Origin of the sequence: Aeromonas sp. ASNIH8, assembly GCF_002919855.1 — a bacterium.
Taxonomy (GTDB): Bacteria; Pseudomonadota; Gammaproteobacteria; order Enterobacterales; family Aeromonadaceae; genus Aeromonas; species Aeromonas caviae.
Genome location: NZ_PQLN01000110.1, coordinates 1 through 12,437, shown reverse-complemented (window position 1 = coordinate 12,437; position 12,437 = coordinate 1). Strand labels below are relative to the sequence as shown.

General features: G+C 52.0%; 13 protein-coding genes. 11 read left to right on the top strand and 2 right to left on the bottom strand.

Annotated elements, in window-relative coordinates:
* Window positions 1–402: 402 nt before the first annotated feature.
* Together C3418_RS20315 and C3418_RS20310 are read right to left on the bottom strand one after the other, a co-directional pair.
* Window positions 403–1,266 (bottom strand): hypothetical protein, encoded by an 864-nt coding sequence (locus C3418_RS20315; protein ID WP_073536836.1) that lies wholly within the window; start codon window positions 1,264–1,266, stop codon window positions 403–405.
* Window positions 1,267–1,410: 144 nt separating this feature from the next.
* Window positions 1,411–2,079 carry a hypothetical protein gene (locus C3418_RS20310; protein ID WP_081375035.1) on the bottom strand — a complete coding sequence of 223 codons (669 nt, stop codon included), beginning with the start codon at window positions 2,077–2,079 and terminating at the stop codon, window positions 1,411–1,413.
* Between the two features lie 288 nt (window positions 2,080–2,367).
* Between C3418_RS20310 and C3418_RS20305 the strand changes: the two genes are divergently transcribed.
* The 11 genes from C3418_RS20305 (at window position 2,368) to C3418_RS20250 (ending at window position 12,318) form a co-directional block, all read left to right on the top strand.
* The gene (locus C3418_RS20305; protein WP_073536838.1) at window positions 2,368–2,730 is read left to right on the top strand and encodes a hypothetical protein; all 363 of its coding nucleotides are present in this window, start codon (window positions 2,368–2,370) and stop codon (window positions 2,728–2,730) included.
* Window positions 2,731–3,021: 291 nt separating this feature from the next.
* Window positions 3,022–3,201 carry a hypothetical protein gene (locus C3418_RS20300; protein ID WP_073536839.1) on the top strand — a complete coding sequence of 60 codons (180 nt, stop codon included), beginning with the start codon at window positions 3,022–3,024 and terminating at the stop codon, window positions 3,199–3,201.
* Between the two features lie 218 nt (window positions 3,202–3,419).
* Window positions 3,420–4,388, top strand: a complete 969-nt coding sequence (locus C3418_RS20295; protein ID WP_073536840.1) for a CbbQ/NirQ/NorQ C-terminal domain-containing protein — start codon at window positions 3,420–3,422, stop codon at window positions 4,386–4,388.
* A 7-nt stretch (window positions 4,389–4,395) separates the two neighbouring features.
* Window positions 4,396–5,295 carry a hypothetical protein gene (locus tag C3418_RS20290; RefSeq protein WP_232484093.1) on the top strand — a complete coding sequence of 300 codons (900 nt, stop codon included), beginning with the start codon at window positions 4,396–4,398 and terminating at the stop codon, window positions 5,293–5,295.
* A 103-nt stretch (window positions 5,296–5,398) separates the two neighbouring features.
* Window positions 5,399–6,403, top strand: coding sequence for a phage recombination protein Bet (bet, locus tag C3418_RS20285; RefSeq protein WP_081374712.1), 1,005 nt, complete (start codon window positions 5,399–5,401; stop codon window positions 6,401–6,403).
* Between the two features lie 66 nt (window positions 6,404–6,469).
* On the top strand, window positions 6,470–7,480 hold the full coding sequence (locus C3418_RS20280; RefSeq protein ID WP_103859145.1) for a YqaJ viral recombinase family protein: 1,011 nt from the start codon (window positions 6,470–6,472) through the stop codon (window positions 7,478–7,480).
* 202 nt (window positions 7,481–7,682) lie between these two features.
* A complete protein-coding gene (locus tag C3418_RS20270; RefSeq protein ID WP_103859143.1) occupies window positions 7,683–8,960 on the top strand; it encodes a DUF3150 domain-containing protein in 1,278 nt (425 codons plus the stop codon).
* 81 nt (window positions 8,961–9,041) lie between these two features.
* Complete coding sequence (locus tag C3418_RS20265) at window positions 9,042–10,838, top strand: VWA domain-containing protein (RefSeq protein WP_103859142.1); 1,797 nt, start codon at window positions 9,042–9,044, stop codon at window positions 10,836–10,838.
* A gap of 105 nt (window positions 10,839–10,943) precedes the next feature.
* Entirely contained in the window at window positions 10,944–11,438 is a 495-nt protein-coding gene (locus tag C3418_RS20260; RefSeq protein WP_103859146.1) for a hypothetical protein, read from the top strand.
* A 127-nt stretch (window positions 11,439–11,565) separates the two neighbouring features.
* On the top strand, window positions 11,566–11,766 hold the full coding sequence (locus C3418_RS20255) for a hypothetical protein (protein ID WP_139026988.1): 201 nt from the start codon (window positions 11,566–11,568) through the stop codon (window positions 11,764–11,766).
* A 132-nt stretch (window positions 11,767–11,898) separates the two neighbouring features.
* A complete protein-coding gene (locus C3418_RS20250; RefSeq protein WP_258040149.1) occupies window positions 11,899–12,318 on the top strand; it encodes a DUF3085 domain-containing protein in 420 nt (139 codons plus the stop codon).
* The last annotated feature ends 119 nt before the right edge of the window (window positions 12,319–12,437 follow it).

The following is a 12,437-nucleotide window of genomic DNA, read 5'->3' as shown; positions in this document are numbered from 1 at the left end:
GAATATCGACTGGGAGAAGCTCCGCCACAAGTAACGGAGCTAACAGGAGACCAGCAGATCATTTTGGAGGTATTGGGTGAGCGCTATCGGCAAATTTATTCCTAAATCAGGTGCGGAATGTCGGTTGGAGACCGGTGCCGGTACGGCAGGGTGACGGAGCTGGCCCGCCAGCTGGGGTGATCATGGCCGGGGGCCAGCGGCGACCACGGTTCCCGAGCGTTGGAGACCGGTGCCGGTACGGCAGGGTGCCGGAGCTGGTCCACCAGCTGGGGTGATCATGGCCGGTGGGCCCCGGTGCCCTGACTGGTTTGCTGCGGCGGTTGCAGGAGTGGGTGCTAATACTGGTATTTTTGGAAACAAAAAAATGGCCGCCAGTATGGCGGCCAGAGAAGAGGGGGATGTTCAAGAAGGGTAAACAAAGAGCTCGGGTTTACCCTTTTCAAGCAGATACGGGAATTGGACCTTATCACCGCTTTCCATAGTGACTGCTTTAGGTGCTAGATAGATCAAGCCCCAAGTTGGGAGGCTTTGGCTAATTTTGGCATAGATAGCTTGTTCAGGAGCATGACTTGCCGCGCCATTCGTGACATTGATGAAGTTAAACTGCGTTTCATGACCGGAAGTGAAAGCGTACGCATCCCCTTGAACTCCAGTAATGAATGCTGGAGCTGTGCCCCGACTAGGTTCTACAACACGTACCTTAATGGAGCACATATCCGAAACCTTGCTTTTACCATTGGTCCAGGTCAGGCAGTCCCATTCGTTCTTGTAAAATTGGTACGTTAGGTTGCCATCTTTGTCGTAGAGCAGGGTGAACTGAGCCCCCAGATCCGTCAGTGATGACTCGACAGAAATTTTCACATGTGAAATAAATTTGGCTTTTGCGTCGGCTGGAGATGCAGCCTCGCTTGCAGGCATCCAAGCAAGCAGGCTGTTGCGGGCACCATGCTGCTTGGGACCAATTGCCCAGTTAGCCAAATTCACCACCCCCCCCTGCCAGTCTGATAACCCACCGATGCTCGGGGATATATAGCCAGAGAGTACATAGGCGGCCCCAAAGGTTTTGGTGTCTGTCAGTCGCTCCAACTCATCGCGTGGAACAGACGCATCCTGAATCCCTGTTTTCAGGCCACCGGCCTCAGCAATGTTGAAAGCGCGGCTGTGGTCGGCTTTGTACGTCACCGGTTCATAGCTGGCGCTCGTGCTTGCACAGCCAGAGAGCGCAGCCATGCACAGAGCTGTAGTGGCGATCAGTATCTTATTCATTACGTTCTCCTTACTCACCTGAATTGGGGTTTCACTTCATTGACTGAGATAATATCACGGCATCAAATAATGCAACTGTAAAATGGGTAAAAAAAACCCCTCAAAATAGTGAGGGGCAAAAGCACGGGATGTGCACGGGTTGTTCTATGCGACGGCGACGGCTTGAGTGGTTGGCTGATCAGTTTCCACTTCCGCATCCAGTTCGTGTTGAGCTGCGACGGGTGCGGCTTGCGCGACTTCACTTTCTTTGCCCTTGGCATGGGCGGCAACTCTGGCCCGTTTTTCGAGGCCAATGATCCGGCCAGCCAGTTTGAACAGGCGCTGTTGCCACTGGTAGTTCGCTTCGGTCCGCTGCTTGTTACTGAGGATGGCATTGAGCCAGAGTGTATCGACGAGACCCATCAAGGTATCCAGCTTGCGGATCAGATGAACAAACTGGGCTACTTGGGGAGAACTGATCTCGATGTCATAGGTGGTCGGATTGCTGTAGCCAGGCATACCGTCGATACCATTGTCTTCCATCACTTTCCTGAGTTGGGCGGTGCCCTTATCAAGATCTTCGGAAACCTTGGCGATGAGTTCCAGGATGACAGATTCAACCTGGTCGATTTCATCCTGTTCGCCGATGATGCGGAGGATAACATCAATAGAGAACAATGAGTTAGATACCCGGTCAAAACTGCGATCCATGACTCGTTGGGCCTGGAGGCTGTTCATTGTGACTGAGTTTTTAAACACCGGACGAGAGTAGTCCGGACGACTGACGTTCGGCCGCGGCTGGCTTGCCGTGACGGCTACTTGTGCTTCTGCCATTGGTATGCTCCTTAGGGTACGGGGTAAACGCACGATAAGGATAAAGAGATTTTTTTCGTAATCAGATAGCTCAAGTTGCCCAAAATGGACGTCTACAGCGTTTTCTATCCTAAATAGATCCGCTATATTTGAAGCCTCTTAGTCGCTCTGCGACTTTGTGTGAGATAGCTGGTCTCCAAAAACAAACAGCATTCTGCTATGTGCCATCTGGCATTTTTAAACCCCACACCGGGGGCGTACTCCCGGTTATCGGGTGTTGCCCCTGTACTACCTTTCAGGAGTAACACCATGCACATCATCACTTTCATTGCTGTTCTGTTCGTCGCTCTGGGTATGCTTTACTTCGGCGCGAAGGTCTTTGCACTTTCGTTTGTTGCCCTTGCCAAGCTGTTTCAGCGCGTCGGCTTATTCCTCTGGAACAAGCTCCCAGTCGCTTCGATTGGTTTGTTCCTCAAGAACAAGCTTGTCGAGCCAGCAATGCGGTCTTTGAAGGCCGTCATAACAAAGAACGTAGCCAAAGCCCGCAAGCCTAAAGCTATTGTTGTGTTTGAACCGCAAGCATTTAATGTTCCGCGTATTGATTTCGAGCTGGCCTATCCGGATCTCGATGTCCCTGCGTACTTGCGTAAGGGTACCAATATCGTCTGGTAACCTCGGTCGTCACTGACTGTTTTAACCCATCGGGGCAACTCTCCCCGCTGGGGATGTTGCCCCTTTTAACTCCAGGAGCAACATCATGGAAATTGCTATCATCGCTGCATGTATCCCTCCCGCCTGGTTCATATCTCGCCTGCTGGTGAAGATTGCTGAGTGGTTTGGCTACCGCTGATAGTTAATACAAAGAGAGAGGGTCACCTCTCTCTTTGGTCAAGCCTCTGTGGCTTGTCTTTAAAGCCCGCTGGATGAGCTGGCTTTGACGACAGGCTACAGGGGGAATGTCGAATGCAACAACACGTATACGACGATAACAAAGGCATCATCTACCTTGCCGACGGGCGCGAAGTTAGGTTTGACTCGGCACTCTATTCCAGCGCAGAACTGGCGCATAGCGAAGCGGAGAGATGGGCCAAATTAACGGGCGTCATCGGCCAGGACGACGATGTGATTATGTTCGTCCATTAAGAGGTGGCCTCACAAAGAGGCCACCTCTAACTTGAAGCAAGTCTGCTCACTCATGGCTCGGTCATCAGTCAGTAGATTTTGTTCTCTTCGGAGAGCGAAAAAGTGCGATAGCTGGTCGCCAAAAACAAACAGCAAACGAACGTTTTTTTTCTAGCCCATCCGGGTGCATCCTCCCGGTTCGGGAATAGATGCGCCTGCCATTTATAAGGAACGCATCTATGTCTCAATACGCTCAATACTCAGTAAGCAAGGTCTTCGGTATGCCAAGCATCCCTGAAAAGGTTTTGGCTGTTGGCTATGCCGATACCACTAACCCGTTCATCCCTGCTACTGACCCCAACTACGTTTTCCGCAAAGAGTTCGTGCGAGAGGTTTTGGCCTTTCTCAAAGAACCTGGCGGTGACGCTTTGTACGCGACTGGTCCTACCGGGTCAGGTAAAACCTCCGGGATTACTGAAATCGCGGGTCGTCTGAATTGGCCTGTACAGCAAATGACTGCCCATGGGCGGATGGAGCTGTGCGATCTGATCGGACACCACGCTTTGGTTGCAGCAAAACCCGGTGAACCCCCTGTCATGCAGTTCATGTATGGGCCGCTGGCAGTGGCTATGCGTGAAGGTCATATCCTCCTCATCAATGAGGTGGATTTGGCTGATCCTGCCGAGCTGGCTGGTCTCAATGACGTCCTTGAAGGTCGCCCTCTTGTGATCGCTCAGAACGGTGGTGAAATCATCAAGCCGCACCCGATGTTTCGTGTGATGGTTACCGGCAATTCTACGGGTTCCGGTGATGCTTCTGGTTTATACCAAGGCGTGATGATGCAGAATATCGCCTCAATGGATCGCTATCGTTTCATTAAGGTGGGGTATGCCGAAGACATTGCTGAACTCAGCATCCTTGGGCGTGTGACTCCAAACTTGCCGGAGAATATCCGTAATGGAATGGTGCGAATCGCCAACCAAGTTCGGAAGTTGTTCCTCGGTGAGAACGGTGAAGATGGTCAGCTCAGCATTACCATGTCCACTCGGACCTTGGTGCGCTGGGCCAAGCTTTCTCTCGCCTTCCGTGGTGCCCCGAACGCTCTTGAGTATGCCCTCGATCAAGCTTTGCTGATCAGGGCGGCGAAAGAGGAACGTGAAGCCATCCTGCGCATTGCGAAGGATGTGTTTGGCGAGCAGTGGCGCTAAGGGGACGATGATGAAGCTCAATGATTGTCTGTGCCGTCGTTACAGTCTTGCCAATGAAACCGGTTGGGAAGTGAAAGAGAAGTTGATTGGCTTCGAAATACTTCGTGAGCCAAGCACATCCGCTCCAGGCCATTTTGGGCTGGTGGAAATTTCCCAGGTCATTGTTAATGGGAAGGCTCAGCAATGGGCCCAAACAAAACTCTCTACCACCTTTGAAGCCAACAGTTTTGAAACGATCCCGATGGTCTTTAGGGATCTGGAAAAGCAGTATGTGTCGCAGTTAATCGAGCAGGGGTATGTCTACCTGGACGAGGTACTGGTAAACGCAACGACACGTATTGTTCAGGGATTGGAGAAAGTGGCGGCGAACACCTCCACTGGGGGATGTTCAGTTAACTGGTTGTCTACCCCTCCAACAGGAGGGGGACAAATTTACAAAGGGTTTCTCCTAGGTACCTTTGCCAAAGCAGCCGATCTGATTGGCTTCAAGGTAGAGAGAAAAGAGAGCAGCGATGAGCAACTGCCAGGTGTGCTGATGCGTACAGGCAGTGGCTTTGAACTCAGAGTTGATCGCAGCCTTGGCGAAAACACTATCAATCCGGACACACTGGAAGGCGCTGGTGAAATTCGCTTTGAGCATGGCCACTTGCCGTTGCTGATGTTGATTTACTTGCAGCAGCAATATGCAAATACGTTTGTCGGTGTGGGCAATGCTCCGTGGGTGACGTTCTGCGATGAGCAGGGCAATCCATTTGAGTATTCGAACTTTGATTCGTTGGTACCCTTTATTGAGCGGTTTGGTTTCAGCTATGACGAGGTGAGGAGAGATGCGGAAAGGCTTGGCCTTGCATCTGAACTGATCTGTCTGGCTGGGATTGAAACTGAGCAAGAGGACTTGTTCTTTTAACCTTAGGAGGGAGTCTTTCCCTTCCAAGTTATTTGTCATTAACCCTTCGGGGGCGCTATTGCCCCGAGGGGCATGGTGTCCCCCTTAATTCAGGAGAAACACCATGTCTGATAACAAATCCCTGATCGCCCGTATTGCAGCTCGCTTCGGTGTCGATAAAGAGAAGTTTTATGAGGCCTTGAAGGCAACGGCCTTTAAGCAGCGTGACGGCAGTGCGCCAACTAATGAGCAGATGTTGGCTCTATTGGTGGTTGCAGAACAGTACAACCTGAACCCATTCACGCGAGAGATCTATGCGTTTCCGGACAAACAAAACAAAGGGATTTTCCCTGTTGTGGGTGTCGATGGTTGGAGCCGCATTATCAATGACCACCCCCAGTACGATGGCGTCGAGTTCGTGTATGCGGACAAGATGGTCAAAATGCCTGGGGCAAACGTTGAGTGCCCTGAGTGGATTGAGTGTGTGATTTACCGTAAGGACAGATCTCGCCCCACCCGCATCAAGGAGTTTATCGATGAAGTCTATCGTCTGCCCGTACAAGGTAATGGTCAGAATGGTCCATACACAATTAATGGACCATGGCAAACCCACACCAAGCGTCAACTTCGTCACAAAGGGTTGATTCAGTGTGCTCGGGTCGCGTTGGGGTTCTCTGGTCTCTACGACCAGGATGAAGCCGAACGTATCCGTGAAATGGATCAGGCTACGGCGATTAACCCCGCCATCGGCAATCTTCCATCTCCGGAGAGCATGAGCCAGAGTGAATCAGAGCAAGGGCCAGAAGTTGTGCTCATTGAGCATAAAGAACTGGACTCCAGACTGAATAAGCTTGTGGACCGCGCCATTAATGCCAAAGCCTGGTCGGCTGCCCACGAGTATGTGAATAGTCGATACAGCGGTACTCAGTTGGCCTATGCAGTCCACTTCTTGCGTGAGAAAGAGATGGGCCATATGCCGCCAGTTGAGGGCGACTACCAGGATATGCAAACGCCAGTCAGTGACCATGGACAGGCAGAAGCAGGACCGGTAGTGCAGCAGGGCCATTCTCAACCTACCCATGCGGTGGAACAGCCACCCGAGTTGGAAGAGGCTGAATGGTACGAATAATAAACCCCACCGGGGGGCGTCCCCCCGATGGGGGGATCTCCCCTTTAATCACTGGAGAGGTCCGTCATGAAAATAGTCAACCTGTCGCAGCGCGAGGAGGATTGGCTTGCATGGCGGCGTCGAGGCATCACAGCCACCGACGCCGCTATCCTGCTCAATCGTTCCCCGTACAAAACCCGATGGAGACTGTGGGCCGAGAAGACTGGATATGCGCGTGAAGTCGATCTGAGTCTCAATCCTTTGGTTCGCCGAGGGGTTGAAAATGAAGATCTGGCAAGGCAAGCATTTGAGAATAAGCATGATGACATGCTGCTTCCAGTCTGTGTCGAGTCGGAACAATACCCCCTCATCCGTGCTTCATTGGATGGACTGAGGGATTGCGGTGAACCGGTCGAGCTGAAATGCCCGAGCGCGACTGTCTGGCAAGAAGTTTGTCTTGAGAAAGCAAACAGCAACGCATACCGGCTTTACTACCCGCAAGTGCAACATCAGCTCTTGGCAACGGGTGCAAAGCAAGGCTGGTTAGTCTTCTACTTTGAAGGTCAGATCCTAGAGTTCCCCATACTCCGTGATGAAGCCATGATTCAAGAGATCTTGGCTGAGGCACAGCGGTTCTGGCAGCAAGTGGTGGACAAGAAGGAGCCCGAAAAAGATCCGGAGAAAGACCTCTTCATACCGCAAGGTAAAGAGGTTAACGCATGGATTGCTGCGGCTGAGGAGTACCGTCTTTATGATGCAGAGGCTCAGGAGCTGAAACAGCGCTTGATCGAGTTGCAAGAAAGGCAGAAACCTCACCTCGACACCATGAAGACCCTTATGGGGCAATACTTCCATGCTGACTACTGTGGCGTGATGGTGACAAGGTACAAAGCGGCAGGCAGGGTGGACTACAAGAAGCTGTTGGCTGACAAGGCTGCGGGTGTTAAGCCCGAAGACATCGACCAGTACAGAGAAAACTCATCAGAACGGTGCCGAGTGACGGTAACTGGCTCGGTGAAACCACGATACATTGTGGATGATAGGGTCCTGGCCCCTCTCCAAAATCTATCGGAAGAAGTAACGTCAAGTTGGTGGTAAGCGGGGATTTCCCCGCTTTACCCGCTTTCCACTGTGGACTCCATGAGTCTCCAATGGAAAGTAGATTTTGTTCTCTCCGGAGAGCGAAGAGTGCGATAGCTGGTCGCCAAAAACAAACAGCAAACGAACGTTTTTTTCTAGCCCAACCGGGCGCATCCGCCCGGTATGGGACGTGATGCGCCTCAAAAATATGGAGTGCATCATGACTAAAGTGAACCACCTGAATCGCCTGTGCATCATTCACGTTGACTTCGACATCTGGAGCGGCCAGACCCGTTTGACCGCTGCGGACTTGAAGTTGGGAGTGGGTGGAGAAATCCCCCCCGAGAAGATTGCACTGCTCGGTAGTAAAAAAATCTGTGATCCGGCGAAGCTGAAAGGCTTCCATCGTCTGAAAACAGAAACTCGCCGTCTCCTGCTGAAATTCGGTATGCCGTTCATGAACGGTTTTGCCGTCCCGGTAGAGAAGGTCGATGAAATTACTGGAAAGCTCGATGATGTGGGCAGCCAGTTCAATGCTCTAAAGCAAGACTTCATCAGGGGCTACAACATGGCCGTTGATGAGTGGTGTCAGGAGAACCCTGAATACGAAGGAGCTCTTCGCGCTGGCGCTCTCCCGAAGGAGACAGTCGAGAAGCGGATTGCCTTCGAATACCAGGCATTCATGATCGTGGCTGATAGCGATACAGACCATGCAATGAAGCTCAACCGCAAGGTCGAGTGTCTCGGGGATGACCTCATCACCGAAGTTACTCAGGAAGCCAATAAGTTCTATATGGAGCGTCTGGCAGGTCGTGATCAATGTGCTCTCACGACACGACAAACCCTCCGTAACATCCGCGATAAAGTGGATGGGCTGAGCTTCCTGAACAGTGCGTTTACCCCTCTGGTTAAGCTGCTCGATCAAACCCTTCGGGGTTACGATCAACATGCAGAAGGTCGAAATGTCGTTGCACCTTTCTTCTACCAGGTGGTGGCAGCGGTGCTGATCATGAGTGACAAAGGACGTATTGAACAATACTCCAATGGAGCTCTCACTGTGGAAGGGATGGCCGTGGGGATGGTTTGCGCTGAGCTCGTTGTGAACACCGACCAGAAGCCGGTTCATCACGTTAATGCACAGCCTGTCGCACCGGTTACTCCCGAAATCGGGAACACCAATGCGCAAGCTGCTGAGTTGCAGGTTGATGAGGATGACATCGATGCGTTCTTCAACAACTTTGCACAAAGTAATGAAGCTGGTCGTCAGAAAGAGGAGCCGACCAATGTTGCACCGGTAGTACCGGGAGTGACTGAGGATCCTCGGGATACGTCAGTGGATGCTGGTGGTCAGACAGGGGAGCAGACCAACGCTGCACCGGTAGTACCGGGAATGGCTGAGGAACCTCTGAAAACGCCAGTGGCAAATGTAGTGGTGAACCAAACCACAGTGGTTGAATTGCCACCTCAAGACGACGGCGTAAACGATCTTTACTTCTAAGCGCCTCGTTCAATAAACCGACCCGGAGGGGATAGCCACCCTCCGGGATGGACTATCTCCTTCTCTACCTGGAGAAACGATATGTCCAAGAAAAGAACCATCTATAGCGCCTTGCCAATCGTGGCAGCGGCTTATGGAGAGAAGCTCGGTGTCAAAGTGGCGATCGGTAACGATACTGCTTACACCGACGGAAAAACCATCGTGGTACCGAATATCCCTGACGATTATCCGAACATGGATGCCGTCTGGGGGTATTTGGCTCATGAGGCCGCCCACGTCCGTTTTACGGATTTTGGTGTGCATCGCCGTAAAGGCCTTCATGCTGAGCTGTCCAACATCCTGGAAGACTGCCGCATTGAACGGGCCATGATGGATCTCTTCCCTGGTACTGGGCAAACCCTGAATGAAGTTGCTCGGTATATGGCGCAAGCGGGCCATTATGCACATGTGACTGACGACGAGGCTCCGGCCTCGATCCTGACAGGGTTCTGCCTCTACTGGCTGCAAACCAAGGCTGTGGGTCAAAGCGTCCTGCATCCCTACCTCGATTCGGCCACCGCCGTTATCGGGCGGGTGTTCCCTCAAGGTGTCGTTGTTCGGCTCAACGCTTTGCTGCGTAAAGCCGTGAATACGAAATCCACCGCTGAGGTCGTTTCCTTGACCGACGAGATCATCAAGATGATTGAGGAGGAAAAGGAGAAGGAAGCTCAAAAATCCCAGAATGGTCAGGGGAATCAAAACCAGCAAAATGCAGGTGGCGAACAACCTCAGAGCAATCTAGGCGGGAGTGGGCAAGATCAAAACCAAAGCACAGGTGGCAATGGTGGCGATCAACAAGGCCAAGACCAGAAGCAAGAAGGGGCAGGTGGTCAGTCTGATCCGAAAGGACAAGGCGACCAAGGCTCATCGAATGCCGACGGGAGCACTCAGGCAGGACAGCAATCTGCTGGTGGCGATAATGGCACGTCCAAACAGGACGCGGCCAAGTTGCTCCAACAGGTTCTTAATGCCGGTGCCGGTGATTTGCGTGGTGACGCGCATGACGCACTTAAAGCCGAGCTCAACCAAGTGGCACAAGAGCAGGGGAACAGTAGCTATACGACTGTTCGTACTGCCAGTGACACCCAAAACAACCCCGCCGCAGGTAAAAGCCTGATTGGGGATGTGAAGAGCACCACTACCAAGATCAGACAGCAGCTCTATGGCCTGGTTCAGGCCAGCCAGCGAGTTGCCCACCGCAGCCAGCGGTCTGGGAAGCGTCTTGACGCACGGAAGCTACATCGCGTAGTGACCGGTGATACTCGCGTCTTTCTCAAACCGGAGGCCAAGCAGCGCCCTAATACGGCGGTGCACATTTTGGTCGATATGAGCTCTTCCATGTCCTACCGGGCAGCCAATGGAAAGGAGCGTCAGGACATCGCACGGGAAGCATCCCTCGCCATTGCTATGGCGCTGGATGCAATCCCCGGCGTGAATCCGGCCGTTACCTTCTTCGGCGGTGATGAGAAGCAGCCGGTGTTCAGTGCTGTGAAACATGGAGAAACTGTTCAGAATCGAGCCGGTAGGTTCGGGTTCAAAGCGAGAGGTAATACCCCGATGGCGGAAGCCATTTGGTATGCCGCCTTTGAGCTCACCAAGACTCGTGAAGAACGCAAGATGTTGATCGTAGTAACAGATGGGGCCCCTCAAAATGCCCCAGCTTGTAGCTCGGTCATCAACCTCTGTGAACGCAGTAATGTTGAAGTGATCGGCATTGGAGTTGAGACCAACGCGGTAACAAGACTGTTCCCAACGAACATTGTCATTGATGACGCGGCGGCTCTCCAGCGCACGTTGTTCAAGTTGCTTGAGCGGTCCCTGACATCTTTTGCGGCTTGATTGAGCATAAAGCGGCTACCCCTAGGGTAGCCGCTAGTTTTTGAATCCATCGGGGGCTGAGTTCCCCTGATGGGGATGAAGCCTCAACATTTTGAGGAAATCATCATGGGAAAACTTATAGATCTCAGTGACATAGTTACGTTTCAGCTCGATGACAAAACCATCACTGCAAACATTGGCTGGGAAGCTGACGAAAAGAGGGATAGCTGGGAACTGTGTGGCTCTGTAGCCATATCAGATGCTGAGAAAGCCCTATATTCGAAATGGTACCGACCCGACTACTACGAGCTCCAGCATTTGGAGTCGGTATGGCCGGAAGATATATATCGACAGCTACAGCAAGAAGGATTTCTTGGCTGGGAAAAAGAGCTCCCCTCTTCCAACAGGGGCGGTTGGGGGGCTTTTTATAGCAACACCAGAGCGGCGAAAAATGCGCAGCAGGCCGACAAGAACCGGTTGAAGGAGGCTGTATCCGCCATTGGCGTAAGTGCGGAGCTTTGCAAGTCTCACATCGATGCGCTGGTCAGGATTGTACAACTGATCAATGAACTCCAAGAAAAACGACCAACAGTATCAGCAAGAGAACACTACTTCGGATAGTGAATTGAGCACGGTACCGTTGATTTAAAAAGCGGCAACCCAGTAGGGTCTGCCCTTGAGAAAAACCCACCAGGGGGCTGAGTTCCCCTGTTGGGGGATGAAGCCTCAAATTTTTGAGGAAATCATCATGGAAAACAGCACAACCATCACGACCACGAAAGGCTACACACTGAAAGTGCTTCGTGAGGGCTTGTACTACCAATGCACACATCTGAATGGCATCGAGTTGACGCCAGACTATCAAGATGTGCTGGTACTGAAAACCGACGGTTCCTTCCTCTGCGGGGCGGCATACACCCCAGCAAACTGGGCCGGTGTGAAAGTTTAGTGTGGGATCAGTCTGGTCCCGAGCTGTGAAACGTAAGCAGTTACCCCTTGGGTAACCGCCCTTTACTAAAACCCACAGGGGGCTGATTTCCCCCTTCTGGGGGATGAGGCCTCTGATTATCGAGGAATACTCATGTCCATCATTTCTTTCAAAATCCAAGAAGTTAAAAAGCTTGTAGACGAACTCAAAGCCGCACCAGCCTACTCAGCCAGCACTGATGATCTGTTCAATCCCGTAATGTATCCGGATGGCGTACCACGCGATGAACATGGCCGCAGTGAGCAGGAAGCTGAGAAAGTAGGTGAATTCTTTTGGCCGTCTTCAAAATACATCGACCAGAGCAAAGTGAAGCCTTCGCTGGTGCTGGTGGGGGATCATGGCTTGTACTTGATCACCAACGCAAAAGCCGAAGGTAGTCCGGCCTCTCGTGGAACGGTGGTCTATGCAGCTGGTTGTAATCCCAAGCTGGATGATGACTTCTACGAGAATAAGTGCGACCTCTTTGGTGATGATGATGGTTCGATAAGCCTTCCTATGGCATGGGCAGGGTGAGAGCGTGAACATTTTGTTAAATTTCACCCAGTTTTTTGAGACCCGCATTGAGTACCGTTTCCAGATATTCACTGCTCATTCCTGCGATTTTTTGCTTCCGTCTTACGCTCGCCTTGCGT

What these genes read in the sequence shown, in the direction of transcription:
- C3418_RS20315 (WP_073536836.1), bottom strand. Translation starts at nt 1,266, where the DNA reads ATGAATAAGATACTGATCGCCACTACAGCTCTGTGCATGGCTGCGCTC.
- C3418_RS20250 (WP_258040149.1), top strand. Translation starts at nt 11,899, where the DNA reads ATGTCCATCATTTCTTTCAAAATCCAAGAAGTTAAAAAGCTTGTAGAC.
- C3418_RS20290 (WP_232484093.1), top strand. Translation starts at nt 4,396, where the DNA reads ATGATGAAGCTCAATGATTGTCTGTGCCGTCGTTACAGTCTTGCCAAT.
- C3418_RS20300 (WP_073536839.1), top strand. Translation starts at nt 3,022, where the DNA reads ATGCAACAACACGTATACGACGATAACAAAGGCATCATCTACCTTGCC.
- bet (WP_081374712.1), top strand. Translation starts at nt 5,399, where the DNA reads ATGTCTGATAACAAATCCCTGATCGCCCGTATTGCAGCTCGCTTCGGT.
- C3418_RS20280 (WP_103859145.1), top strand. Translation starts at nt 6,470, where the DNA reads ATGAAAATAGTCAACCTGTCGCAGCGCGAGGAGGATTGGCTTGCATGG.
- C3418_RS20305 (WP_073536838.1), top strand. Translation starts at nt 2,368, where the DNA reads ATGCACATCATCACTTTCATTGCTGTTCTGTTCGTCGCTCTGGGTATG.
- C3418_RS20270 (WP_103859143.1), top strand. Translation starts at nt 7,683, where the DNA reads ATGACTAAAGTGAACCACCTGAATCGCCTGTGCATCATTCACGTTGAC.
- C3418_RS20295 (WP_073536840.1), top strand. Translation starts at nt 3,420, where the DNA reads ATGTCTCAATACGCTCAATACTCAGTAAGCAAGGTCTTCGGTATGCCA.
- C3418_RS20310 (WP_081375035.1), bottom strand. Translation starts at nt 2,079, where the DNA reads ATGGCAGAAGCACAAGTAGCCGTCACGGCAAGCCAGCCGCGGCCGAAC.
- C3418_RS20265 (WP_103859142.1), top strand. Translation starts at nt 9,042, where the DNA reads ATGTCCAAGAAAAGAACCATCTATAGCGCCTTGCCAATCGTGGCAGCG.
- C3418_RS20255 (WP_139026988.1), top strand. Translation starts at nt 11,566, where the DNA reads ATGGAAAACAGCACAACCATCACGACCACGAAAGGCTACACACTGAAA.
- C3418_RS20260 (WP_103859146.1), top strand. Translation starts at nt 10,944, where the DNA reads ATGGGAAAACTTATAGATCTCAGTGACATAGTTACGTTTCAGCTCGAT.